Origin of the sequence: Streptomyces sp. AK08-02 (assembly GCF_033795085.1) — a bacterium.
GTDB classification, from domain to species: domain Bacteria; phylum Actinomycetota; class Actinomycetes; order Streptomycetales; family Streptomycetaceae; genus Streptomyces; species Streptomyces echiniscabiei.
This window is the reverse complement of the sequence record NZ_JARAZV010000011.1, coordinates 363,478-388,591: the sequence shown is the minus strand read 5'-3', so window position 1 is coordinate 388,591 and position 25,114 is coordinate 363,478. Positions and strand designations below refer to the sequence as shown.

Here is a 25,114-nt window from a genome sequence, read left to right as displayed (position 1 = left end):
GATTTTTGGCACGCTGTTGAGTTCTCAAGGAACGGACGCTTCCTTCGTACTCACCCAAGAGACTCTCTCAGGCTTTCCTCCGGGCAGTTTCCCTTCGGTCTTGCGTTTCCGACTCTATCAGACCGTTTCCGTATCCGATTTCCTCGGTGCTTTCCAGGTTTTCGCTTTCGCGTTTCCCTTTCCGGCGACTCCGACTCTACCAGATCCTTTCGGGCCTGATTCCCAGTCAGTGGGGCTTGTCCTCCCGGCTGTTGGGCCGTTCCGACGAGTGAGACTTTAGCGGATTCCCTGCCTCCCGAGCCAATCGGGAGGTGCGTCCTTTCGAACGCGGATTCCTCATTTCACAAATACGCACGCCAATGACATGCCACCGGCGCGACGACAGGTCGTCGACCGTTGCTGGGTACCTGCGGAATGGCTGTCCGGGGACCGACCGGGGTCGGCGCTCACGTCGAACAACTCGGAGAACACTACGTATGGCCCTGGAGTGTGTCAACTCGGTGTCGGTGGGGGTCCCGGCGGCGTAGCCTCGTGCACGTGACCACACATACGTGCACCCAGCAGTGGTGGGCCGCCTGACGGCGGCCGTACACACGTATGTACTCAACGGCCGCCGCCTCGGCGGCCGTTCTTGTTTCTCCCTCCTGAGGGGGTCGGCCCGCCGGGTGCGGTGGTCTCGACCAGGAGGTGGAGAAGAGATGACACGGGTCTTCAGCGGGATCAAGCCGACCGGACATCTGACGCTGGGGAACTACCTGGGGGCCATGCGACGGTGGGCCGCCGTGGACCAGCACCGGGCGGACTCGCTGTTCTGCGTCGTCGATCTGCACGCGCTGACCGTGGACCACGATCCCGCGCGCGTGCGCCGGCTGAGCAGGCAGGCGGCGACGCTGTTGTTGGCGTCGGGGCTCGATCCCGAGCTGTGCACCGTCTTCGTACAGAGTCATGTCGACGAGCACACGCGGCTGTCGTACGTGCTGGAGTGCGTCGCCTCCGACGGGGAGATGCGGCGGATGATCCAGTACCGGGAGAAGGCGGCACGGGAGCGGGCTCGGGGTGGGAGTGTGCGGCTGTCGCTGCTGACGTATCCCGTGCTGATGGCGGCCGACATCCTGGCGTACGGCGCCGACGAGGTGCCGGTCGGGGACGATCAGACGCAGCATGTCGAGCTGACCCGGGATCTGGCGGTGCGGTTCAACCAGCGGTACGGGCACACGTTCGTGGTGCCGCGGGCCACGCGGCCGGCGGTGGGTGCGCGGGTCATGAATCTGCAGGACCCGACGTCGAAGATGGGCAAGAGCGAGGACGTCGGGCCGGGGATCGTCTATCTGCTCGACGAGCCCGATGTGGTTCGGAAGAAGGTCATGCGGGCGGTGACCGACAGCGGGCGGGATGTCGAGTACGACCCGGAGGGGCGGCCGGGAGTCGCGAATCTGCTGGAGATCCTGGCGGCGTGTGCAGGTGGGGAGCCGTCGGAGCTGAGCGGTGCGTACCAGTCGTACGGGGATTTGAAGCGGGACACCACGGAGGCCGTGGTCGAGGTGCTCAGGCCCGTGCGGAGCCGGCACCGGGAGTTGTGCGCCGACCCCGGGTTTGTGGAGGGAGTGCTGCGGGAGGGGGCCGAGAGAGCTCGGGCGTTGGCGCGGCCGACCGTTGATGCCGCCTACCGGGCGATCGGGCTGCTGTCGGCGGTTTCCGAGTCCCGGGCCGAGGCCGTGATGGACCCGGCCCGGTAGACGCGGTGGCGGCCGGCTTCAGCTGGTGTTGCCGGAGGCCAGGGCTCGGCTGCGGTCGCGGGCGGCTTCCAGGGCGGCGATGAGGGCGGCTCGTACGCCGTGGTTCTCCAGTTCGCGGATGGCGCTGATCGTGGTGCCCGCGGGAGACGTGACGTTCTCGCGGAGCTTCACGGGGTGTTCGCCGCTGTCGCGGAGCATCACGGCGGCGCCGATCGCGGACTGGACGATCAGGTCGTGGGCCTTGTCGCGGGGCAGGCCGAGGAGGATGCCGGCGTCCGTCATGGCTTCGACCAGGTAGAAGAAGTACGCCGGGCCGGAGCCGGAGAGTGCGGTGCACGCGTCCTGCTGGGACTCGGGGACGCGCAGCGTCTTGCCGACGGCGCCGAAGATCTCGTCGGCGTGGGCGAGGTGGTCGGCGGTGGCGTGGCTGCCTGCGGAGATGACCGACATCGCCTCGTCGACGAGGGCCGGGGTGTTCGTCATGACGCGGACGACCGGGGTCCCGGGGGTGAGGCGGGTCTCGATGGAGGTGGTGGTGATGCCTGCGGCTCCGCTGATGACCAGACGGTCGGCGGGGATGTGGGGGGCGAGTTCGTCTAGGAGGGTGCCCATGTCCTGCGGTTTGACCGTGAGGATCAGGGTGTCGGCGGTTTTCGCCGCCTCCGGGTTGGTGACCGGGGTCACTCCGTAGCGGGTGCGGAGTTCTTCGGCTCGTTCCGGGCGGCGGGCGGTGACCAGGAGGTCGGCGGGGGACCAGCCGGCTCGAATCATTCCGCTGAGCAGGGCTTCGCCGATTTTGCCGGTGCCGAGGACTGCGACTTTCTGGGTCATGGTTGAGGTGCCCTCCGGGGGTTGCGTCGTCCGAGGTCATCCTCGCATCGGGGGCGGGTGGGTGGAGGGGTTGTCCGGTGGGCGGGATGTTTCTTCGCCCCCGCCGCCCCTACCCGTCCCATCCTGTACCTGGGGCTGCGCCCCCAGACCCCCAGACGGGCTGGAAATGCGGGCCGGAGCCGTTCCGGTCGTTTGTCACTGGGTTCGGCGGCGGAGGGTTGCCGCGCCCAGGGTGAGGACCAGTAGGGCGCAGGCCGCGACGATCAGGGCGTCGCGTACGAAGGTGGCTGTGATGTCGGCGTGGGTGAGGACCTCGTTCATGCCGTCCACCGCGTAGGACATGGGGAGGACGTCCGAGATCGCTTCGAGGACCGGATGCATGTTGGAGCGGGGGGTGAAGAGGCCGCAGAGGAGGAGTTGGGGGAAGATCACCGCCGGCATGAACTGGACCGCCTGGAATTCCGAGGACGCGAAAGCCGAGACGAAGAGGCCGAGGGCGGTGCCCAGGAGGGCGTCCAGCAGGGCCACCAGGAGGAGCAGCCAGGGGGAGCCCGTGACGTCGAGGCCCAGGAGCCAGACCGCCAGACCTGTGGCCAGGGCCGACTGGATGACCGCGAGGATTCCGAAGGCCAGGGCGTAGCCGGCGATGAGGTCGCCCTTGCCGAGGGGCATGGCGAGGAGTCGTTCGAGGGTGCCCGAGGTGCGTTCGCGCAGGGTGGCGATCGAGGTCACCAGGAACATCGTGATCAGGGGGAAGATCCCGAGGAGCGATGCGCCGATGCCGTCGAACGTACGCGCGCTGCCGTCGAAGACGTAGCGGAGCAGGAACAGGAGCAGGCTCGGGAGCACGATCAGCATCGCGATGGTGCGTGGGTCGTGCCGGAGTTGCGCCAGGACACGGATCGCGGTGGCGATGGTGCGGGAGGCGTTCAGGGGCGTTGTCGGCCTGGTGGGGGCTGGGGCGGCGGTGCTGGTCACTTGGTTTGCTCCCTCTTCTTTGCCTGCGGGTCCTTCGCCTCGTCCACCAGGTGGAGGAACGCCTCTTCCACCGTGTCCGTCGATGTGCGGGTGCGGAGGGCGTCCGGGGTGTCGTCGGCGAGGAGTTCGCCGTCTCGCATGAGGAGGAGGCGGTGGCAGCGCTCGGCCTCGTCCATGACGTGGGAGGAGATGAGGAGCGTCGCTCCGCGGGTGGCCGCGATGGTGTGGAAGAGGGCCCAGAGGTCGCGGCGGAGGACGGGGTCCAGGCCTACCGTCGGTTCGTCCAGGACCAGGAGTTCGGGGGTACCCAGGAGTGCCACCGCCAGGGACACGCGGCTGCGCTGGCCTCCGGAGAGGTTGCCCGCGAGAGCGTCGGCGCGGGTGGTGAGGTCGACGTCGGCGATGGCGCGGGTGACGTTCTCGTGGCGGCGTTCGGCGGCTGCGCGGCCGGGGTCGAGGATCGCGGCGAAGTAGGCCAGGTTCTGGCGGACCGTCAGGTCGTCGTAGACCGAGGGGGCCTGGGTCACGTAGCCGATGCGGGTGCGGAGGGTGGCGTGGCCGGCGGGGTGGCCCAGGACGTTCAGGGTGCCGGTGACTTTCGCCTGCGTGCCGACGATCGCCCGCATGAGGGTCGACTTTCCGCAGCCCGAGGGTCCGAGCAGGCCGGTGATCTGGCCGCGCGGGACGGTGAAGTCGAGGCCGTGGAGGACCTTGCGGGTGCCTCGCACGACGGTGAGTGCTTGGGCTTGGACGGCTGTGGTGCTTGCGGTGTTTGCGGCCCTTGCGGTGGGTTCGACGGGCCTTTCGGGAACGGCCCTCGCTGGAGGGGGCTCGCTGTAATTCATCATGCGATGAATAATGCTCTCGGGTCGAGGGCGCGTCAAGTGCGGCGGACATGCGTGTGCGGCGGCCCTGGAGGGGTGCCGCCGCACGAGGAAGGGGGGATGGAGGGAGGGCGGGAGGTGGTCAGGTGGCTGTGGTTTTGGCTACCAGGAGGTCTACGTCGTAGGTCTCCTCGACCGTTTCGGACGGGAAGAGCTTGAGGAGGAGGTTCCGTTCCTCCGCCAGGAAGGCGGCGACCGCCTTCTTGTCGTGGACCAGGAAGACCGAGTGGCTGCCGATGTTGGCCAGGTGGGTGTCGATCGGGACGTGTCGGCTCCAGCGCAGCTCACGGCGGGCGAAGTCGAGGCGGCCCGAGGGGTCGACGGCGCGGCGGGAGGCGCCGTTCTGCTCCACGACCGTGTCGACGCCGAAGAAGTACTGGATGCGGTTCGTCTGGGCGGCGATCCAGGGGATGTCCAGGGCGTACGTGTTCCACCACAGGGCGAGTGCGCCGCCCGGGCGCAGGACACGGAGGGCCTCCGGGACGGCGTGGTCCGGGTCGGTCCAGTGCCAGGACTGGGCGTAGGTGAGGAAGTCGACGGAGGCGTCGGCCAGGGGGAGGGCGTTGCCGTTGCCTCGGACGATCGGCACGTCCGGGAGGGTGCGGCGGAACTGGGCCGCCATGCCGTCGCCGGGTTCCACGGCGATCACGTGGGCGCCGCGGGCGTGGAGGAGGGCGGTGGATATGCCGGTGCCGGCGCCGATGTCCGCGACGCGGGAGCCGGTGAGGGGGTGGGCGGCCAGGTGTTCCACGGCGTCGAGGAGGGCGGGCGGGTAAGAGGGGCGGTTCTGCGCGTACTGGGCTGCGGCTGCGTTGAAGGAGGTGGCTCGGGAGGGGGTGGGGGGTTGAGTGGAGGCCGTCATGTGGACATGGTGGCCGGGGGTGTTCGTGGGGGGAGGGGGTTTGGGTAAGTGTTGGGTGGGAGGCGTCCCGCCTCAGGTGTCCTCTCGGGTTCGGCGTTTTGCCGGGTTTCCTGTTCGGCGGGTCGATCGGCGGGTCTGTTGGGCGCGTGAGGCCTCGTACTCCTGGCGGTGGAGGGACTCTCCGGGGGCCTCTTTCAGGGAGCGGAGGAAGTAGGCGGTCAGGGTGCCTACGAAGCCGATCGTGAGGAGGCCGCGGAGAGAGGCCTGGCGGGCCGGGTCCGGGTGGGTGGTGAAGGCGCCCCAGGTGTGGCCGAACGCCAGCGCGCTGCACACCGCGAACATGACCACCACCAGGAGGGTGACGACACCTCCCACCTCCGCGATCCGCAGGCCCTCGTAGGCGAAGCGCAGGATGAGGCAGGACGCGATCGTCGCCGTCAGCGAACCCGCGGCCACTCCCACCCGGCGTGCCTGGTAGCCGGCGTCGTGGTTCACCCACGTCGTGCCGAAGAAGCGGAGGGGCTCAGGACGGGGGTCTTTACGGGCGTCGCCTGTCGTACCGGTCTTGTCGCTCACCCCTCGATTATCACCAGCCGGGCACCGGCACCGGATGGCGGTGCGCGTTCGGGTTCGGGTGCCGGTGCCCGGGTGGGTCACGTGGTCAGGAGCAGTGCGGTGCCACGTAGCCGTCGCTGCCCGTGAGGACGTACGCGTCCGAGACGTACTCGCCGTTGTCGATGTTGTCCCAGATGTTCGACGTACCGTACGGACCGGCTATCGCCTCGCCGGGACGCTGGCAGTAGATCGGGATCTTGGCGCCCTCGGCCAGTACGCGGACGATGGTGTAGCCGGTGCTGGGACCGCTGCGGACGTTGAGGCGGTAGCCGGGGGCGACCGAGTAGTAGCGGACGGACGTGGTCGCCGCCGCTGCTGCCGCCGCGGTCGTGATCGTCAGGTCCGTGCGGCCCGAACCGTCTTCGGGCGTTCTCTCCGCGATGTGGTCTGTGGACATGAAAAAACCTCCCCCGTTGGACCCCATGACTGCCATGGGGTCCCGTTGATACCCCTGAAACACGCCATGAAACACATGTACGGAACTCGTACACCAACGTCAGCAAGCCGCCTCTGTCCCCTGACCCTCATCGACTAGGCTCCGTGCGTCGCGCGAGCGGCCGAACAGCACGGGGGTGAGTCCATGACGCCACAGCGGAACGCCGGGTCCGGCGCGGAAGCGGAATTCCCGGAGTACGCCGGCCAGTACCGTCTGGACGCACGGCTGGGTTCCGGCGGCATGGGCGTGGTCCACCTGGCCCGGAGCACCTCCGGCATGAAGCTCGCCGTCAAGGTCGTCCACGGGGAGTTCGCCAAGGACCCCGAGTTCAGGGGGCGGTTCCGACAGGAGATCGCCGCCGCCCGGCGGGTCAGCGGTGCCTTCACCGCGCCCGTCGTCGATGCCGACCCCGATGCCGAACGGCCCTGGATGGCCACCCTGTTCATCCCCGGGCCGACCCTGGCCGACGAGGTCAAGCGGAACGGGTCCATGAGCGCCGGTCAGCTGCGGCGGCTGATGGCCGGGCTCGCCGAGGCGCTGCGGGACATCCACCGGGTCGGGGTCGTCCACCGGGACCTGAAACCCAGCAACGTACTGCTCGCCGAGGACGGTCCGAAGGTCATCGACTTCGGCATTTCTCGGCCGAAGGACAGCGAACTGCGCACCGAGACCGGCAAGTTGATCGGTACGCCGCCGTTCATGGCGCCCGAGCAGTTCCGGCGGCCGCGCGAGGTGGGGCCCGCCGCCGACATCTTCGCCCTGGGGTCGGTGATGGTGCACGCGTCGACCGGGCGTGGACCGTTCGACTCCGACAGTCCTTACGTCGTCGCCTATCAAGTCGTCCACGACGAGCCCGACTTGACCGGCGTGCCGCCGAACCTCGCCCCGCTGGTGCTGCGTTGCCTCGCCAAGGAGCCCGAGGACCGGCCGACTCCCGACGAACTGATGCGGGAACTCAGGTCGGTTGCCGCCTCGTACGACACCCAGTCGTTCGTACCCGAGCAGCCGCGCACGCCGATCACACCGAGCCCCCCGGACGAGGAGACACACGTCCGGCAGGGAGGCGACGGCCGCTCCCCCGCTCCCTCTTCCTCCGACTCCCCTTCCTCCGCGGGGCGTTCGGATCGGCGGCGGTTGCGCAGGCGCGTCCTGCTCGCCGCGGGCGCCGTGGTCCTCGCCGCCGGGTGTGCCGTCGCCTCGCTGCGGTTGGCCGGGGGTGATCCGGTCGCCCGGCCCAAGGACGGGTCCTCCGGAGCCGGTACGACGGCCGCCGCGGCCGGTTTCCGGGCCTGGACGGTGCGGCCCGACCCTGACGGCGACGCCGGGATGCCCCAATGCGCTTACGGTGGCGGGAAGTTGTTCTGTGCCCAGAAGGGCCTCGTCTCCGCCGTCGACCCCACCGACGGCACCGTCCTGTGGCGCCACCCGATCGACGCGACCGTCATTCCGAACCGCCCGCCGGTTCTGTCGGGTGGGCTCGTGCACCCCCCGCTGGACCTGGGCCCCCGACTGGAGGCACTCGATCCCGGCACGGGCCGCGCCCGTTGGCAGGAGACCATGTCCGACCGTGTCGCCCTCGGGTACGCGGGCGGCATGACCCTGCTCACCGGCATCGACGGCAAGGTCACCGGCGTCGACAGCGAGTCCGGCGACAGCAAGTGGCACCGGCGCATCTCCGGTCTGAGCAGCCCGCGGCTGTTCTCCTTCGTCGGCGACCGGCTCGCGTACGCCACCAGCACGGCCGAGGACGGGGCGAGCACCCGGGTCGCCGCGCTGGACCCCAGCTCCGGTGACGTGCGCTGGCAGGACAAGCTGGACGGGTATCTGCAGCCCATCGGCACCACCGACGCGGGCGCCTCTGTCTTCTTCGCCTCCCTCGACACCGTGTACCGGGACACGGTCGCCGTCGTCGACTACGACCCGGCGACCGGCGCCTCCCACAAGGTCGAGGTGCCTCTTCCGCTCCAGCGGGCCCACGGTGTCGTGCGCGGGAGCATCGTCTACCTGACGGGCGGCGGAGGTTCGCTGATCGCCATGGACCTGAAGGCGGGCAAGCAGCTCTGGCGGCTGGAGACGTCCGTGAGCCTCGCCTCGGCGCCGGCCACCGACGGACGGTACGTGTACTTCACCGCCGCCGACGGACGGCTGCTCGCGGTGAACGCCCGTACGGGGAAGCTCGCGGGGCAGACAGCGCCGCGACTCGGCTCCGCCTCGGACACGGTCGCGGCCTCGCTGTCCGCCCCCGTCGCGGCCGGCGGACGCGTCTACGCGAGCGCGCCCGACGGTTCCGTCTTCGCCGTGGACGCGGCGGACCCGGCCGGCTGGTGACCCGGTCCGGCTGAGACACGTACGGCGTCCGAAGGCCGTAGGGGAGAAGACGTGAAGGGCCGCTCCTCACCGGAGCAGCCCTTCGCGCGGGTGGAGATGTGCGAGGGCGGTCAGCCCAGCTTGGAGACGTCCCGGACCGCGCCCTTGTCGGCGCTCGTCGCCATCGCCGCGTACGCGCGCAGGGCGGCGGAGACCTTGCGCTCGCGGGAGACGGGGGCGTAGACGCCGTTCAGGGCGTCGCGGCGGGCCGCCAGCTCGTCGTCCTCGACCAGGAGCTCGATCGTGCGGTTCGGGATGTCGATGCGGATGCGGTCGCCGTTGTTGACGAGGGCGATGGTGCCACCGGAGGCCGCCTCGGGGGAGGCGTGGCCGATGGAGAGGCCCGAGGTGCCGCCGGAGAAGCGGCCGTCGGTGATCAGGGCGCAGGTCTTGCCGAGGCCGCGGCCCTTGAGGAACGAGGTCGGGTAGAGCATCTCCTGCATACCGGGGCCGCCCTTGGGGCCCTCGTAGCGGATGACGACGACGTCGCCGTGCGTGATCTGCTTGTTGAGGATCTTCTCGACCGCTTCTTCCTGCGACTCGCAGACGACCGCGGGGCCCTCGAAGGTCCAGATCGACTCGTCGACGCCGGCCGTCTTCACCACGCAGCCGTCGACGGCGAGGTTGCCCTTGAGGACAGCGAGGCCGCCGTCCTTCGAGTACGCGTGCTCGGCGCTGCGGATGCAGCCGCCTGCGGCGTCCGTGTCCAGGGCCTCCCAGCGCTCCGACTGGGAGAAGGCCTCGGCGGAGCGGACGCAGCCCGGTGCCGCGTGCCACAGTTCCAGGGCCTCGGCGGAGGGTGAGCCGCCGCGGACGTCCCAGTTCTTCAGCCAGTCCGCGAGGGACGAGCTGTGAACCGAGTTCACGTCCTCGTTGAGCAGACCCGCGCGGTGCAGTTCGCCGAGGAGGGCGGGGATGCCGCCGGCCCGGTGCACGTCCTCCATGTAGTACGTGCGGTCCTTGGCGACGTTCGGCGCGACCTTCGCGAGGCACGGCACGCGGCGCGAGACCTCGTTGATGTCGTCCAGGTCGAACGCGACGCCCGCCTCCTGGGCGGCGGCCAGCAGATGCAGGATCGTGTTGGTCGAGCCGCCCATCGCGATGTCGAGGGCCATGGCGTTCTGGAAGGCCGCGAAGGTGGCGACGTTGCGCGGCAGGACCGTCTCGTCGTCCTGCTCGTAGTAGCGGCGGGTGATGTCCATCACCGTGCGGCCGGCGTTCTCGTACAGCGCGCGGCGGGCCGTGTGCGTGGCCAGGACCGAGCCGTTGCCCGGGAGGGCGAGTCCGATGGCCTCCGCGAGGCAGTTCATCGAGTTGGCCGTGAACATGCCGGAACAGGAACCGCAGGTCGGACAGGCGTTCTCCTCGATACGGAGGATGTCCTCGTCCGAGATCTTCTCGTTCACCGCGTCGGAGATCGCGTCGACCAGGTCGAGCGTGCGGACCGTGCCGTCGACCAGCGTGGCGCGGCCGGACTCCATCGGGCCGCCGGAGACGAAGACCGTGGGGATGTTGAGCCGCAGGGCGGCGTTCAGCATGCCCGGGGTGATCTTGTCGCAGTTGGAGATGCAGATCAGGGCGTCGGCGCAGTGGGCCTCGACCATGTACTCGACCGAGTCCGCGATGAGGTCGCGGGAGGGGAGGGAGTACAGCATGCCGCCGTGGCCCATCGCGATGCCGTCGTCGACGGCGATCGTGTTGAACTCGCGCGGGATGCCTCCGGCGGCGGTGATGGCCTCGCTGACGATGCGGCCGACCGGCTGGAGGTGGGTGTGGCCGGGCACGAACTCGGTGAAGCTGTTCGCGACCGCGATGATCGGCTTGCGCCCGATGTCGGCACCCGGTACACCGGAGGCGCGCATAAGGGCGCGGGCGCCCGCCATGTTGCGGCCGTGGGTGACTGTGCGGGACCTCAGCTCGGGCATCTTCGCTCGCCTCGCTACTTCGGAGGGTTATGACTCCGTCGAGCGTACGCCGGTTATCCAGTGGGCGGACACATCGTCCGAAATGCGGGATGGGCGTCTCGGTTTCCGGTTTTCCGGTGCGGGTTCGGTGGGGGCTGGTCGCGCAGCTCCTCGCGCCCCTTACGGGGCTGTCAGGTGCCCCTGAATCACAGGGGCCACCCTCTCGATGATCAGCTCCGGGTCCGCCGAGGCCAGCGGCTCCACCTTGATGACGTAGCGCAGCATCGCGATGCCGACGAGCTGGGCGGCGGCCAGTTCGGCGCGCAGTTCGGCGTCCGGGAGATCCAGCTGGCCGGCTACGCGCCGCAGCAGCTGGGCGGAGACCAGTCGGCGGAAGGCTCCGGCCGCGACCTCGTTGTTCACGGCGGAGCGGACGATCGCGAGCAGTGCCTTACGGGTGGCCGGGTTCTCCCAGACCCCGAAGAAGAAGCGGGCCAGCCGCTCCCCCACGCTGTCGAGAGGGCCTTCGGCGAGCGCGCCGGGGGCGTTCAGGAGGGGGCCGACGGCGCCCTCGACGGACGCCTCGAAGACCTGCTCCTTCGTGCCGAAGTAGTGGTGCACCAGGGCCGAGTCCACCTCGGCGGCCTTGGCGATGCCGCGTACGGACGTCTTCTCGTAGCCGCGCTCGGCGAACTCCTCGCGGGCCGCCGCCAGGATCCGGTCGCGGGCGGCGGGGGTGTCCGCGGAGTCCGTACGGGAGGGGCGGCCCCGGCGCCGGGGGGCTGCGTCGGTCATGGCCGTGGTCCCCCGCCGGGCACAGCCCTGACGGACGAGGCCAGGTGGAGGCGGGTGAAGGCGAGTGCCTCGGCGAGGTCTGCGTCGCGCTCGGCGCTGGACATAGCGCGGCGGGTGTTGACCTCGATGACGACATGGCCGTCGAAACCGGTGAACGCGAGCCGTTCGAGCAGTTCGGCGCAGGGCTGCGTGCCGCGGCCGGGGACCAGGTGCTCGTCCTTGTTGGAGCCGTTGCCGTCGGCGAGGTGGACGTGGCCGAGGCGGTCACCCATGAGGCCGACCATCTCCATGGCGTCGCTGCGGGCCGTCGCGGTGTGGCTGAGGTCGATGGTGAAGTGCCGGTAGTCGTCCTTCGTGACGTCCCAGTCGGGGGCGTACGCGAGCATCTCGCGGTCGCGGTAGCGCCAGGGGTACATGTTCTCGACGCCGAACCGGACGTCCGTCTCGTCGGCCATGCGCCAGATCCCGGTGACGAAGTCACGCGCGTACTGGCGCTGCCAGCGGAAGGGCGGGTGTACGACGACGGTCGTCGCGCCGAGTTTCTCGGCGGCGGCCTGGGCGCGCTGGAGCTTGGTCCAGGGGTCCGTGGACCAGACGCGCTGCGTGATGAGGAGGCAGGGCGCGTGGACGGCGAGGATGGGGACCTGGTGGTAGTCGCTCAGTCTGCGCAGGGCTTCGATGTCCTGGCTGACGGGGTCCGTCCAGACCATGACCTCGACACCGTCGTACCCGAGACGCGCGGCGATCTCGAAGGCCGTCGCCGTCGACTCCGGGTACACGGAGGCCGTGGACAGCGCGACCTTCGCATCCGGGATGCGTACGACTGGTTCTGCCACGGAGGACAGCGTACGGGGTGTGTATGCGGGGGTGGGTTGGGGGCGCCCAATCGCCGTGGGGGTTCGGTTGTCGGGCGGCTGCGGGGCCGTGCGTGGCTTGTCGCGCAGTTCCCCGCGCCCCTACGGAGTTGCCGTCCAGGTCGCTCGAGAAGTTGCTCCTACTCCGTGCCCATGTGGGTGCCCATGTGGTCCAGGCGGCGGAGGATGACGCCCTCTCGGAGGGCCCAGGGGCAGACCTCCAGGGTTTTCACGGCGAAGAGGTCCATCGCCGCCTCGGCCACCAGGGCGCCCGCGACAAGCTGGTTGGCCCGGCCTTCGGAGACTCCGGGGAGCGCGGCTCGTTCCGCCGTCGTCATGGAGGCGAGCTCGGGGACCAGGGCCTGCAGGGACTCGCGCTTCAGCTCGCGCTGGACGTAGAGACCGTCCGTCGAGCGGGCCGCCCCGGCCAGCCGGGCCAGCTGCTTGAACGTCTTCGAGGTGGCGACGACGTGGTCGGGGGCGCCGAAGCGGCTGAACTCGCCCACCGTACCGGCGATCTGGGCGCGTACATGGCGGCGCAGGGACCTGATGTCGTCGGGGTCGGGCGGGTCGCCGGGGAGCCACCCTGCGGTCAGGCGGCCCGCGCCGAGCGGGAGGGAGACCGCGGTGTCGGGTTCCTCGTCGATGCCGTAGGCGATCTCCAGGGAGCCGCCGCCGATGTCGAGGACGAGGAGCTTGCCGGCCGACCAGCCGAACCAGCGGCGGGCGGCGAGGAAGGTGAGCCGGGCCTCCTCGGAGCCGGTCAGGACCTGGAGCTCGACGCCTGTTTCGGCCTGCACGCGCGCGAGGACGTCGTCGGCGTTGCTGGCCTCGCGCACGGCGGAGGTGGCGAACGGCAGCAGGTCCACGACGCCCTTGTCCTCGGCGGCCTGGAGCGCGTCCTGGATCACGGCGACGAGTTTGTCGACCCCCTCGGGGCCGATGGCTCCGGCGTCGTCGAGGAGTTGGGCGAGCCGCAGCTCGACCTTGTGCGAATGCGCGGGCAGCGGGCGCGCGCCGGGGTGGGCGTCCACCACCAGCAGATGCACCGTGTTCGATCCCACGTCGAGGACACCGAGTCTCATGGACGGAACGCTACTGCCAGCCGCGCCCGCATCCGTCCCCGGAGCGGTGCCGGAAGGGGCTCCGGGCGACTTACCCTGGACGCGTGCCAAAGACGAAAAAGGCAAAGGCCGACAAGTCGGCAGCGGAAGCCCTCCCCGCGAAGTCCGCGAAGGCTGTGAAGTCCCCGAAGTCCGCGAAACCTCCGAAGACGGTGGTGGTGAGCGACGAGAAGGGGCTCGACTTCGCGCGCGCGTGGGTCGAGTTCCCCGATCCGGCGGACGACGAGCAGGTCTTCCGCTGTGATCTGACCTGGCTGACCTCTCGCTGGAACTGCGTCTTCGGAAGCGGCTGCCAGGGCATCCAGGCCGGCCGCGCGGACGACGGCTGCTGCACGCTGGGGGCCCATTTCTCCGACGAGGACGACGAGAAGCGCGTCGCCGGGTTTGTGGCACGGCTCACGCCCGACATCTGGCAGCACCACGACATCGGCACCGAGTCCGGCTGGACCTCGGAGGACGAGGAGGGCTCGCGGCAGACCCGGCCGTACCAGGGGTCCTGCATCTTCCAGAACCGGCCCGGGTTCGCGGGCGGCGCGGGCTGCTCGCTGCACATCCTGGCGCTGCGGGAGGGTCTGGAGCCGCTGGAGACCAAGCCGGACGTCTGCTGGCAGCTTCCGGTGCGCCGGACGTACGACTGGATCGACCGCCCCGACGACACGCGTGTGCTCCAGGTGTCGATCGGTGAGTACGACCGGCGCGGCTGGGGTCCGGGCGGCCACGACCTGCACTGGTGGTGCACGTCGGCGACCTCGGCGCACGGCGCGGGGGATCCGGTGTACGTCTCGTACCGGCCCGAGCTGGTCGAGCTGATGGGCAAGGCGGGGTACGACCGGCTGGTCGAGCTCTGTGAGGAGCGGCTGGCGTCGCAGTTGCCGCTGCTGGCTCCGCATCCGGCTGACCCGGTTCGCTGATCTCGTCGGCCGATCCGGTTCGCCGGTCCCGTCCGCTGGTCCCCTCTCCGCCGACGTGGCGGGCTCAGGGGGCCGTCGCCGGGCTCGGGGCCTCGCTGTCGGCGGGTGGTGACGAGCCTCCGGGGTCGGCGGGCGTCGAGGTCACGGAGGCCGTCGGGGTGGGGGTCGGCGTGGGCTCCGGGTCCGGCGACGAGGACGGTGGCGGGTCGCTGGGGGGCGGCGTCGCGGGCGCCGAGGTCGTCGGGTCGGGGTCCGGGGACGGCGGGCTCGGGCGGGGCGGGCCGGGGGCCGGGGGGTTCGCCGGGGTCGGGTCCGGGGGTGTGGGCGCGGTGCCGTACCCCTCGATGGTGACGACGGCTGCCGCCGGTGCGATCGACACGCGCGCGTTCCAGTGACCGGCCGGCTCGCGCAGCGGGTCGACGTACACCTTGATCGTGACCGACTCGCCGGACCGCAGCGTTCCCGACGACCGGCTCGGGTACAGCCAGGACGCCCCGGTGGACGCCGTCCAGCGCACCGGCGTGTGCCCGGACGCGGTGAGGGTGATGAGTGTGGTGTCGCCGTCGCTGGAGGCCTCCACGGTGAGCAGCCCCGGGCTCTCCTTCGCGCCGGGAACCGCGCTGACGACCTCCACGGAGACGTCCGGTGAGCCGTGGTCCTTCCTGACGAGGCCGCTGGCGGGGCCACTGCCGGCGTTTCCCGCGTTGCCCGCGTTCTCGTAGCCGCCGCCCGCGGTCTCGCCGTCGAGGATGTCGTGGCGCTGTGCCTCGCTCGCGGTGGCCGACCGGTCCCCCGGGCCGCCCTCGCCGGTCGTCGGCGCCCCTCGGTAGGCCGCCCACAGGGCGAGCACCGGAGCGGCGACCACGGTGGCGACGACCGTGGTCGTGACGGCACGCGCGCGTAGCCGGTCCCTTCGGGCGGCGCGGTCCTTGGGGTCCATCGGGAAGCCACGCCGGTCGAAGCGCGGCGCGGTGCCCCGCGCGCGCGGGAGGTGCGCCATGGCGAGGTGCAGGGCCGCGCGGGGCGCCTCCAGGACGGGCAGTTCGGCGGGCGGGACGCTGGTGCCGGGCCAGGTGCCGGGGACGGCCCGCTCGGCGGTACGGCGGCACCGCGGACAGTCGTCGACATGCCGGACCAGCTCGCGGCGCAGTGCGGTGCTGAGCACCAGCTGGTGGTCGCCGGTGAGGCGGGAGACGCTCGGGCAGGTGCCGGTCTCGACGACGGCGAGGGCCGCGCGGGTGCGTTCGACCTCGCAGGCGGCGGAGGCGAGCAGGTCGCGGGCGGCGACGGCCTCCAGACCCAGGACGGCGGCCACCTCGTGGGCGGCGAGCTTGTGACGGACGGCCAGTTCGAGTGCCTCGCGCTGTTCGGGGGTGGTGCCGGCGGCCTCCGGCCAGGCGAGCTGGGCCAGTTCACGGCGGTGCGCCTCCTGGGCCTCCTCGGAGACAGGGACGGCGGCGGTGTCGGCGGCGGCCTGGGACGTGGCGGTGGACGGCTGCCGTTTTCCGCGCCGCCCCGCCGCGTGGGTGCTCTGACGTTTCTGCTTGGCCTCGGCCAGCTTGCGCAGACAGGCCCAGCGGGCCAGGGCGTACAGCCAGGCCCTGCGGTCACCGTCGGACTGCGGAACACGCGGCCCGCGCGGGCTGCGGCGCTCCGCGAGCGCGAGGACGTCGCCGAGGGCGGCGGTGGCCGTGTCGTGGTCGCACAGGACGGACAGGCAGTAGGTGAACAGGCCGTCCAGATACGGCTCGTAGCGCGCGGGCGGACGCTCGACCAGCGTGCGCCCCGCCGCCCGGTCACGCGCCTCACGGTGCGACCGGTGCGCGCCGGGGCTGCGGGTCGGGGTGTCCGGACTACTGCTCATCACCCGTGCGACCGTAGGCGCCTTACGACGACCCCTTCTGCCACCTTGAGCACTTTTAATCCGTACGGGTGAAACGATCCCTCAATAGGGGACAGGAACCCCGGATTCCATGGCTTGTTATCGACCTGACGTGGCTGATTGACACCGGGTGCGCGGCTGCCGGCGCTGGTCGCCGAGGGTGATGTCAGTGGTTCCGGTTACGGTTCGTCCCATGGTTGCCCGTACGAAGTCCGCGAAGGACCGCCCGTCCTACCGCTGCACCGAGTGCGGCTGGCAGACGGTCAAGTGGCTCGGCCGCTGCGGCGAGTGCCAGGCGTGGGGCACGGTCGAGGAGTACGGCGCGCCCGCGGTCCGTACGACGGCACCGGGCCGGGTCACCACCTCCGCGGTCCCCATCGGCCAGGTCGACGTCCGCCAGGCCACCGCCCGCAGCACCGGCGTGCCCGAACTGGACCGCGTACTGGGCGGCGGGCTGGTCCCCGGTGCCGTGGTTCTCGTGGCCGGTGAGCCGGGCGTGGGCAAGTCGACGCTCCTCCTGGACGTCGCGGCGAAGTCGGCGAGCGACGAGCACCGCACGCTCTACATCACCGGTGAGGAGTCAGCGAGCCAGGTCCGGCTGCGCGCCGACCGGATCAAGGCGATCGACGACCACCTGTATCTGGCCGCGGAGACGGATCTCTCGGCGGTGCTGGGCCACCTGGACGCCGTGAAACCGTCCCTCCTGATCCTCGACTCCGTCCAGACGGTGGCCTCGCCGGAGATCGACGGCGCGGCGGGCGGCATGGCGCAGGTCCGCGAGGTCGCCGGGGCGCTGATCCGCGCGTCCAAGGAGCGCGGTATGTCGACGCTTCTGGTGGGCCATGTCACCAAGGACGGCGCGATCGCCGGTCCGCGTCTCCTGGAACACCTGGTGGACGTGGTCCTGTCCTTCGAGGGCGACCGGCACGCCCGCCTCCGTCTTGTCCGGGGCGTCAAGAACCGTTACGGCACAACGGACGAGGTCGGCTGCTTCGAACTGCACGACGAGGGCATCACGGGCCTCGCCGACCCGAGCGGCCTGTTCCTGACCCGGCGCGCCGAGCCGGTGCCGGGCACCTGTCTGACCGTCACCCTGGAGGGCCGCCGTCCGCTCGTCGTCGAGGTCCAGGCGCTCACCGTCGACTCGCAGATCCCCTCCCCCAGGCGCACGACGTCGGGCCTGGAGACGTCCCGGGTCTCGATGATGCTCGCGGTTCTCGAACAACGGGGCAGGATCAGCGCGCTCGGGAAGCGGGACATCTATGCGGCGACGGTCGGCGGGGTGAAGCTCGCCGAGCCGGCCGCGGACCTCGCGATCGCCCTCGCGCTGGCCTCCGCCGCGAGCGACACCCCGTTGCCCAAGAACCTGGTGGCGATCGGCGAAGTGGGCCTCGCGGGCGAGGTCAGACGGGTGACGGGGGTCCAGCGCCGACTGGCCGAGGCGCACCGTCTGGGCTTCACCCACGCCCTCGTTCCGGCAGACCCCGGCAAGATCCCCGCCGGTATGAAGGTCATCGAAGTCGCCGACATGGGGGACGCGCTCCGGGTGCTTCCGCGGTCGCGTAGGCGAGACGCCCCACGGGACGACGAGGACCGCCGGTAGACTTTGCGCAGGTCTCGCCCGTCCGTACGAACACCGTGTACGAAGCGGGGGCGGCCCAGTACCTGCGACCGGAGGAGTGCAGTGGCAGCCAACGACCGGGCAGCAGCTCCAGGAAAGTACGGCGGGAGCTCCGGTGCCGATGGCCTGATGCGCGCCTCACTGAGCGCCGTGGCACCAGGCACGGCGCTGCGCGACGGGCTTGAGCGGATTCTCCGCGGCAACACCGGCGGACTCATCGTGCTCGGCTCCGACAAGACCGTCGAGGCGATGTGCACGGGCGGTTTCGTCCTGGACGTCGAGTTCTCGGCGACGCGGCTGCGTGAGCTGTGCAAGCTCGACGGCGGCATCGTGGTCTCCTCGGACCTGTCCAAGATCCTGCGGGCCGGCGTCCAGCTGGTCCCCGACCCGAACATCCCCACCGAGGAGACAGGCACCCGGCACCGCACCGCCGACCGCGTGTCGAAGCAGGTGGGTTACTCGGTCATCTCGGTCTCCCAGTCCATGAGACTCATCGCGCTGTACGTGGACGGCCAGCGCCGGGTCCTGGAGGACTCGGCCGCGATCCTGTCCCGCGCGAACCAGGCCCTGGCGACCCTGGAGCGCTACAAGCTCCGCCTCGACGAGGTCGCGGGCACGCTGTCCGCGCTGGAGATCGAGGACCTGGTGACGGTCCGGGACGTCTCCGCGGTGGTGCAGCGCCTGGAGATGGTCCGCCTCATCGCGACGGAGATCGCCGGTTACGTGCTGGAGTTGGGCACCGACGGGCGGCTTCTGACCCTTCAGCTGGAGGAGTTGATCGCGGGCGTGGAGCCGGAGCGCGAGCTGGTGGTCCGGGACTACGTCCCCGAGCCGACCGCCAAACGCTCGCGCACGGTCGACGAGGCGCTCGGCGAACTCGACGCGCTCAGCCACGCCGAACTGCTCGAACTCTCCACGGTGGCCAAGGCCCTCGGCTACACGGGCTCACCCGAGGCCCTCGACTCTGCGGTCTCTCCCCGCGGCTTCCGCCTCCTGGCGAAGGTTCCGCGCCTGCCCGGCGCGATCATCGACCGACTGGTGGAACACTTCGGCAGCCTGCAGAAGCTGCTGGCGGCGAGCGTCGACGAGCTCCAGACGGTGGACGGCGTCGGCGAGACGAGGGCACGCAGCGTCCGGGAGGGGCTGTCCCGGCTGGCGGAGTCGTCGATTCTGGAGCGGTACGTGTAACTCCGGCTCAGCCACCGGGGCCGCCAACTCCCCGTCGGCCCTGCCGGTCCGGTCAGTCCTTGTCCAGTACGAAGGATGTCTGGGCCTTCGGGAAGCCCTGAGCCTGTGCCTCCACGAGGTAGGTGTCCGCCGTCGCCGAACCCGCCTTCGGGGTGGCGCACTCGGGGGCGGACGCCTTGCGGTCCCACTCGAAGGTGTACGTGATGCTGGCGCCGCCGGACACACGGAACAGCAGACCTGCCGTGTTGTTGGGGCAGTCGGCCGAGGACCAGATGTCGTCGTCGCTGCTCGTCTGCGTGATCGTCACGACGGCCGTCTTCGGACCGAGGTCGATCTTGCAGTCGTTGGCGGAGGAGTTCTTGGCGATCAGCTGGAAGGTGGGCGTCTCGTCGGGCGCGTAGGTGTTCTGGACGCTGCGCAGGCTCAACTGGACGACACCGGCGGTGCAGTTGGGCAGGGTGGAACCGGCCGGAAGGGTATCTCCGCTGCCTACACTGCCGTTGACGCCGTCGTCCGTGCCGGTACCGCCGCCACCCGTGCCGGCGGAGCCGCTGTCACCGCCGGACGCACCGGCACCGTCCGAACCACCGGAACCGCCGGAGCCACCCGAGCTCCCGGAGCCGGCCGAGCCGGAACCCGAGCCCGAGCCGCCGGTGTCCGTGTCCCCCGACTCGTCGCGCCCGCCCGGGGCTTGACTGATCGCGGGCCCCGAACCGGACGGCCCCGGGGTGATCGTCTGCACGGGATCCTTGCCGTTGGCACCGTCCGTACCGTTCTTGCCGCCTCCACCGCCGGAAGCGACGATCCAGATGACCACCAGTGTCAACAGGGCGAGCACGGACAGCAGAACGGCCCTCCGACGCCAGTAGATGGAGGAGGGAAGCGGCCCGACCGGATTGCGCATAGATCCCACGGCGCAAACTGTACGAGAGATCGGACAGTTCACTCGCCCCACCCGCCGCCGGAGCACCAACTTTTCCGGATCATCATCCCGGCGAAGGGGGTGGATGACATGGGTGAACTGGCGCCGGAGGGGAAGCAGTTCATGCGCCGCCCCGCACGTCCAGCCCGGCCGCACCCCACCAGCCCGTCCGGCGTTTGAGAACAAGGCCCACACCCCCAGCCCGTCCGGCGCTTGAGAACAAGGCCCACACCCCCAGCCCGTCCGGCGTTTGAGGACAAGGCCCGTTCAGGGCCGATGGGGGGTCTGGGGGCACAGCCCCCAGGAACGGGATGGGACGGGTAGGGGCGGCGGGGGCGAAACAACCGGACGTACCGCACCGCATCGCACACCCCCGCACCCCCACATGGCAGGATCGGAACCGCCATGACTGCGCCCACGAAACCCCCGCACCGCGACACCGACACCACACCCCTCGCCTCCCCCCTCGCCGACGGCACCCCTCTCCACTCCCCCGTCATCGACTGGTTCGACGAACACGCCCGCGACCTCCCCTGGCGGCGCCCGGACGCCGGCCCCTGGGGGGTGATGGTCAGCGAGTTCATGCTGCAGCAGACCCCCGTCAGCCGCGTACTGCCCGTCTACGAGCAGTGGCTCGCCCGCTGGCCCCGCCCCGCCGGCCTCGCCGCCGACCCCTCCGGCGAGGCCGTCCGCGCCTGGGGCCGGCTCGGCTACCCGCGCCGCGCCCTGCGCCTGCACGGCGCCGCCGTCGCCATAACGGAACGCCACGGTGGCGACGTACCCACCGAGCACGCCCAACTGCTCGCGCTGCCCGGCATCGGCGAGTACACCGCCGCGGCCGTCGCCTCCTTCGCCTACGGCCAGCGGCACGCCGTACTGGACACCAACGTCCGTCGGGTCTTCGCCCGTGCCGTCACCGGCGTCCAGTACCCCCCGAACGCCACGACAGCCGCCGAACGCAAGCTCGCCCGCGCCCTGTTGCCGGACGACGAGCCGGTGGCCGCCCGCTGGGCCGCGGCCTCCATGGAGCTGGGGGCGCTCGTCTGCACGGCCAGGAACGAGACCTGCCACCGCTGCCCGATCGCCGGCCAGTGCGCCTGGCGGCTCGCCGGGAAGCCCGAGCACGAGGGCCCGGCGCGCCGTGGTCAGACGTACGCGGGCACGGACCGCCAGGTACGCGGCAAGCTGCTCGCCGTACTCCGCGAAGCCCACACCCCCGTACCGCAGGCCGCGCTCGACAGTGTGTGGCACGAGCCGGTCCAGCGCGCGCGGGCCCTCGACGGCCTCGTCTCCGACGGTCTGGTCGAGCCCCTGCCGGGCGGCCTGTACCGGCTGCCGCACAGCTGAGTCAGTCGGCCGTCCCACACAGCCAAGTCACAAGGCCGGTCTTCTGTGACGACCCGACGGGCTGTCCCGACACACTCACCCAGCCCTACAAATCACCACAAACAACCACCAATTACCCTGCCCGCTTACCCCTTCCCTATTTCCGTTACACAACCGACGGACAGCCGAGCGCTACCCGAAGGCTGGCTCGGACACCCCCGTGACAACAGCTCCGTAACTTCATCCCTGTACAGACCACAAGGCAGTGAAGGCCGACCGGCAGGGCGGGTCGGAAACGGGGACGGAGGCGGTCGGGATGGCGCAGCAGGGCGAGGTGCTCGGGTTCGAGGAGTACGTCCGCACACGGCAGGACGCGCTGTTGCGCAGCGCCCGTCGACTGGTCCCGGACCCCGTCGACGCGCAGGACCTGCTGCAGACAGCTCTCGTGCGGACGTACGGCCGCTGGGACGGCATAGCGGACAAGCGGCTCGCGGACGCCTACCTCCGCCGGGTGATGATCAACACCCGGACCGAGTGGTGGCGGGCTCGCAAGCTGGAGGAGGTCCCCACCGAGCAGCTCCCGGACGCGTGCGTCGACGACTCCACCGAGCAGCACGCGGACCGCGCACTTCTCATGGATGTCATGAAGGTTCTCGCACCCAAGCAACGCAGTGTCGTCGTGCTGCGACACTGGGAGCAGATGTCCACGGAGGAGACGGCCGCCGCCCTCGGCATGTCGGCCGGTACGGTCAAGAGCACGCTGCACCGGGCGCTCGCCCGGCTCCGGGAGGAGCTGGAGGCCCGCGATCTGGACGCACGCGCTCTGGAGCATGAGGAGCGGGAGCGTTGCGCGGCCTAGGCACAGGGGCGACCGGTCCCGAGGTCCCACGGACAGGGACAGGGACAGGGACTCGGCCACAAGCGACGGATGCGGGCGCCGCCCCACCCCCTGGCCAGGACCAGGGTCAGGGCCGGATCCCGGGTCCTGGCCGCTCGGGTGCGGGCACTCAGGGGTGGCAGGGGCATGGCGCGGGGCTGCTCATGGGACCGGCGTTGTCCGTGCCCGCGCGGCGGGCCTTTCAGGCGGTGATCACGGCGACGGCTGTGCTCGCCGCCCTCGCCCTTTTCGTCTCCGCCTGCGCAACCGGCGGCACCGGCGCCCGTGACGAGGGGCCGGCCGCCGCCGACGCCGTCGCGGGCAAGCTGAACCCCACCCCCCTGGCCTCCGCGTACGCCACCCCGGACGACGTGGACGCGGTCAGGCTCGTCGAGGACGATCCGGGGGTCGCGGCCTCGGTCAAGCGCGCGCTGAAGCCGTGCGTGGGGGACGAGTACCCGGTCGACGTGTCGTACGGGGACCTGACCGACGGGGTCGCCGACGACGTCGTCGTCAACGTCATGACGTGCAGCGATGCCGTCGGTGTCGGTTCCTACGTCTACCGCGAGGCGGGTGACGGATACCGGAACGTCTTCCGGGCGGAGGAGTCCCCGGTGTACGCGGAGATAGACCGTGGCGACCTGGTGGTCACCAAGCAGGTCTACAAGAAGGACGACCCGGTGACGAGCCCGTCGGGCGAGAATGTGATCACCTATCGGTGGACGGCCGGCCGCTTCGCCCTGAAGTACCGCACGCACAACGAGTACAGCGGCGCGGTCGACGGCGACGCACCGACGACGGCCACGAACTGACCCGTCCCACCGACCCGCACCCGCACCCGCACCCGCACCCGCACCAAGCTGTACCGCCGCCACACACGAGACGAGAACTGAGAGCACCCGGGATGGCAGACCAGACCCACGTCCTCTTCGTCGAGGACGACGACGTCATCCGCGAGGCCACCCAACTCGCCCTGGAGCGGGACGGTTTCGCGGTCACGGCCATGCCCGACGGGCTGTCGGGCCTGGAGGCGTTCCGCGCGGACCGCCCCGACATCGCCCTCCTGGACGTCATGGTGCCGGGCCTCGACGGGGTCAGCCTCTGCCGCCGTATCCGCGACGAGTCCACCGTGCCGGTGATCATGCTGTCGGCGCGCGCCGACTCGATCGACGTGGTCCTGGGCCTGGAGGCGGGCGCCGACGACTACGTCACGAAGCCCTTCGACGGTGCCGTCCTGGTCGCCCGGATCCGCGCGGTCCTGCGTCGCTTCGGTCACGCGAGCGGCCCGAACGCGACGTCCCCGGAGGGCAGCGCGCCCGTGACCGGCGGGGTGCTGGTCTTCGGTGACCTGGAGATCGACACCGAGGGCATGGAGGTCCTCAAGGAGGGCCGGCCGGTGGCCCTGACACCGACCGAGATGCGGCTGCTGCTGGAGTTCTCGTCCGCGCCGGGCACGGTCCTCTCCCGCGACAAACTCCTCGAACGCGTGTGGGACTACGGCTGGGGAGGCGACACCCGCGTCGTCGACGTCCATGTGCAGCGGCTGCGTACGAAGATCGGCCAGGACCGGATCGAGACGGTCCGCGGCTTCGGCTACAAGTTGAAGGCCTGAGTCGCCCCATGCGTTCCTTCGGACTCACTCGGTTCACGGGCATCCACACCGGGCTCAGATGGAAGCTGAGCGCCGCCATCGCGCTGGTCGGCGCGCTCGTGGCGGTCACGCTCAGCCTGGTCGTGCACAACGCCGCCCGGGTGTCGATGCTGGACAGCGCGCGCGACCTCGCGGACGAGCGCGTACTGATCGGGCAGAGCAACTACAACCTGTCGGGACGGCCGAACTTCCCCGGCATCAAGGTCGACGACCCGAACCTGCCGCGGGAACTGCGGGAGAAGGCCGCGCAGGGCCGCCGGGCGACCTATGTGGCCGACCGGCCGGACGGGGTGCCGGACATCTGGGCGGCCGTACCGCTCAAGGACGGCCACATCATGTCGCTGCACACCGGGTTCACCGACCGCAGTACGGACATCATGGCCGACCTCGACCAGGCGCTGATCATCGGTTCGATCGCCGTCGTCCTCGGCGGCAGCGCGCTGGGGGTGCTCATCGGCGCCCAGTTGTCGCGTCGGCTGCGCAAGGCGGCGGCCGCCGCGAACCAGGTCGCCAGGGGCGAGACGGACGTACGGGTGCGGGACGCCATCGGCGGTGTCGTGCGCGACGAGACGGACGACCTCGCGCGGGCGGTGGACGCGATGGCGGACACCCTGCAGCAGCGGCTGGAGGCGGAACGCCGGGTCACCGCCGACATCGCACACGAGCTGCGTACGCCGGTGACGGGTCTGCTGACGGCGGCCGAACTCCTGCCGCCCGGGCGCCCGACGGAGCTGGTCCTGGACCGGGCGCAGGCCATGCGCACCCTGGTCGAGGACGTCCTGGAGGTGGCCCGTCTCGACGGTGCGTCGGAGCGGGCCGAACTGCAGGACATCATGCTGGGCGAGTTCGTGGCCCGCCGGGTGCTCGCGAAGGACCCGGAGATCGCCGTGCACGTGGTGCACGAGTCGGAGGTCACGACCGATCCGCGTCGGCTGGAGCGCGTGCTGTTCAACCTGCTGGCCAACGCGGCACGGCACGGCAAGGCGCCCATAGAGGTCTCCGTCGAGGGCCGGGTCATCCGCGTACGCGACCACGGCACCGGCTTCCCCGAGGACCTGCTGGCGGACGGCCCGAGCCGTTTCCGTACGGGGAGCAGTGACCGCTCGGGACACGGCCACGGCCTCGGCCTCACCATCGCCGCAGGCCAGGCCCGAGTCCTGGGCGCCCGCCTGACGTTCCGCAACATACGCTCCCCAGGCGCCCCGGAAGGCGTCCCCGCAGAGGGCGCGGTAGCAGTCCTGTGGCTCCCGGAACACGCCCCGACAAACACGGGCAGCTACCCGATGATGCCGCGAACGAGCAACTGAGGCGGGTGGGCCAAGTTTCCCACCCGCCCACCCACCCGTTCAC

General features: G+C 70.7%; 22 protein-coding genes. 10 read left to right on the top strand and 12 right to left on the bottom strand.

The annotated features are described in order from the left end of the window. Nucleotides 1-698 precede the first annotated feature (698 nt). Nucleotides 699-1,736 carry a tryptophan--tRNA ligase gene (gene trpS, locus PV734_RS24775; protein ID WP_319096893.1) on the top strand — a complete coding sequence of 346 codons (1,038 nt, stop codon included), beginning with the start codon at nt 699-701 and terminating at the stop codon, nt 1,734-1,736. A gap of 18 nt (nt 1,737-1,754) precedes the next feature. On the opposite strand, the gene proC is transcribed toward trpS, so the two are convergent. The 6 genes from proC to PV734_RS24745 all read right to left on the bottom strand — a co-directional run bounded on the left by proC (nt 1,755) and on the right by PV734_RS24745 (nt 6,303). Further along, nucleotides 1,755-2,567 carry a pyrroline-5-carboxylate reductase gene (proC, locus tag PV734_RS24770; protein ID WP_319096894.1) on the bottom strand — a complete coding sequence of 271 codons (813 nt, stop codon included), beginning with the start codon at nt 2,565-2,567 and terminating at the stop codon, nt 1,755-1,757. 195 nt (nt 2,568-2,762) lie between these two features. Further along, complete coding sequence (locus PV734_RS24765) at nt 2,763-3,545, bottom strand: ABC transporter permease (RefSeq protein WP_319096895.1); 783 nt, start codon at nt 3,543-3,545, stop codon at nt 2,763-2,765. Further along, nucleotides 3,542-4,393, bottom strand: coding sequence for an ABC transporter ATP-binding protein (locus PV734_RS24760; RefSeq protein WP_319096896.1), 852 nt, complete (start codon nt 4,391-4,393; stop codon nt 3,542-3,544). Before PV734_RS24760 ends, PV734_RS24765 begins: the two co-directional genes overlap by 4 nt. A 118-nt stretch (nt 4,394-4,511) precedes the next feature. Then, complete coding sequence (locus PV734_RS24755) at nt 4,512-5,291, bottom strand: class I SAM-dependent methyltransferase (RefSeq protein WP_319096897.1); 780 nt, start codon at nt 5,289-5,291, stop codon at nt 4,512-4,514. Nucleotides 5,292-5,363: 72 nt separating this feature from the next. Beyond that, nucleotides 5,364-5,867, bottom strand: coding sequence for an EamA/RhaT family transporter (locus tag PV734_RS24750; RefSeq protein ID WP_319291884.1), 504 nt, complete (start codon nt 5,865-5,867; stop codon nt 5,364-5,366). 85 nt (nt 5,868-5,952) lie between these two features. Further along, nucleotides 5,953-6,303 carry an SH3 domain-containing protein gene (locus PV734_RS24745; protein WP_319096899.1) on the bottom strand — a complete coding sequence of 117 codons (351 nt, stop codon included), beginning with the start codon at nt 6,301-6,303 and terminating at the stop codon, nt 5,953-5,955. A gap of 183 nt (nt 6,304-6,486) precedes the next feature. Here PV734_RS24745 and PV734_RS24740 point away from each other — a divergent pair, with 183 nt between their 5' ends. Continuing rightward, nucleotides 6,487-8,670, top strand: coding sequence for a serine/threonine-protein kinase (locus PV734_RS24740; RefSeq protein ID WP_319291881.1), 2,184 nt, complete (start codon nt 6,487-6,489; stop codon nt 8,668-8,670). A 110-nt stretch (nt 8,671-8,780) separates the two neighbouring features. Here PV734_RS24740 and ilvD read toward each other — a convergent pair whose 3' ends face one another. The 4 genes from ilvD to PV734_RS24720 form a co-directional block, all read right to left on the bottom strand. After that, a complete protein-coding gene (gene ilvD, locus PV734_RS24735; RefSeq protein WP_319096901.1) occupies nt 8,781-10,634 on the bottom strand; it encodes a dihydroxy-acid dehydratase in 1,854 nt (617 codons plus the stop codon). 159 nt (nt 10,635-10,793) lie between these two features. Continuing rightward, nucleotides 10,794-11,408, bottom strand: coding sequence for a TetR family transcriptional regulator (locus PV734_RS24730; protein WP_319096902.1), 615 nt, complete (start codon nt 11,406-11,408; stop codon nt 10,794-10,796). Next, nucleotides 11,405-12,244, bottom strand: coding sequence for a sugar phosphate isomerase/epimerase (locus PV734_RS24725; RefSeq protein ID WP_319096903.1), 840 nt, complete (start codon nt 12,242-12,244; stop codon nt 11,405-11,407). The genes PV734_RS24730 and PV734_RS24725 overlap by 4 nt, the downstream gene beginning before the upstream one ends. Nucleotides 12,245-12,402: 158 nt before the next feature. Then, nucleotides 12,403-13,347: a Ppx/GppA phosphatase family protein gene (locus PV734_RS24720; RefSeq protein WP_319096904.1), complete on the bottom strand. Its 945-nt coding sequence runs from the start codon at nt 13,345-13,347 to the stop codon at nt 12,403-12,405. A gap of 155 nt (nt 13,348-13,502) precedes the next feature. Between PV734_RS24720 and PV734_RS24715 the strand changes: the two genes are divergently transcribed. After that, nucleotides 13,503-14,297 (top strand): hypothetical protein, encoded by a 795-nt coding sequence (locus PV734_RS24715; protein WP_319291917.1) that lies wholly within the window; start codon nt 13,503-13,505, stop codon nt 14,295-14,297. A gap of 64 nt (nt 14,298-14,361) precedes the next feature. Here PV734_RS24715 and PV734_RS24710 read toward each other — a convergent pair whose 3' ends face one another. Then, a complete protein-coding gene (locus PV734_RS24710; protein ID WP_319096905.1) occupies nt 14,362-16,164 on the bottom strand; it encodes a BACON domain-containing protein in 1,803 nt (600 codons plus the stop codon). 208 nt (nt 16,165-16,372) lie between these two features. Between PV734_RS24710 and radA the strand changes: the two genes are divergently transcribed. Continuing rightward, nucleotides 16,373-17,782: a DNA repair protein RadA gene (gene radA, locus PV734_RS24705; RefSeq protein ID WP_319096906.1), complete on the top strand. Its 1,410-nt coding sequence runs from the start codon at nt 16,373-16,375 to the stop codon at nt 17,780-17,782. Nucleotides 17,783-17,863: 81 nt separating this feature from the next. Next, nucleotides 17,864-18,988 (top strand): DNA integrity scanning diadenylate cyclase DisA, encoded by a 1,125-nt coding sequence (gene disA, locus PV734_RS24700; RefSeq protein WP_319096907.1) that lies wholly within the window; start codon nt 17,864-17,866, stop codon nt 18,986-18,988. A 52-nt stretch (nt 18,989-19,040) separates the two neighbouring features. Here disA and PV734_RS24695 read toward each other — a convergent pair whose 3' ends face one another. Then, nucleotides 19,041-19,901 (bottom strand): hypothetical protein, encoded by an 861-nt coding sequence (locus PV734_RS24695; RefSeq protein ID WP_319096908.1) that lies wholly within the window; start codon nt 19,899-19,901, stop codon nt 19,041-19,043. A 414-nt stretch (nt 19,902-20,315) separates the two neighbouring features. Between PV734_RS24695 and PV734_RS24690 the strand changes: the two genes are divergently transcribed. From PV734_RS24690 to cseC, 5 genes are all read left to right on the top strand, one after another. Beyond that, the gene (locus PV734_RS24690) at nt 20,316-21,257 is read left to right on the top strand and encodes an A/G-specific adenine glycosylase (RefSeq protein WP_319096909.1); all 942 of its coding nucleotides are present in this window, start codon (nt 20,316-20,318) and stop codon (nt 21,255-21,257) included. 295 nt (nt 21,258-21,552) lie between these two features. Further along, on the top strand, nt 21,553-22,095 hold the full coding sequence (locus PV734_RS24685; RefSeq protein WP_319096910.1) for a SigE family RNA polymerase sigma factor: 543 nt from the start codon (nt 21,553-21,555) through the stop codon (nt 22,093-22,095). A gap of 182 nt (nt 22,096-22,277) precedes the next feature. Beyond that, nucleotides 22,278-22,925: a hypothetical protein gene (locus tag PV734_RS24680; RefSeq protein WP_319096911.1), complete on the top strand. Its 648-nt coding sequence runs from the start codon at nt 22,278-22,280 to the stop codon at nt 22,923-22,925. Nucleotides 22,926-23,017: 92 nt separating this feature from the next. Next, nucleotides 23,018-23,725 carry a two-component system response regulator CseB gene (gene cseB / locus PV734_RS24675; RefSeq protein WP_319096912.1) on the top strand — a complete coding sequence of 236 codons (708 nt, stop codon included), beginning with the start codon at nt 23,018-23,020 and terminating at the stop codon, nt 23,723-23,725. Between the two features lie 8 nt (nt 23,726-23,733). Continuing rightward, nucleotides 23,734-25,071: a two-component system sensor histidine kinase CseC gene (gene cseC / locus PV734_RS24670; RefSeq protein ID WP_319096913.1), complete on the top strand. Its 1,338-nt coding sequence runs from the start codon at nt 23,734-23,736 to the stop codon at nt 25,069-25,071. Nucleotides 25,072-25,114: the final 43 nt, after the last annotated feature.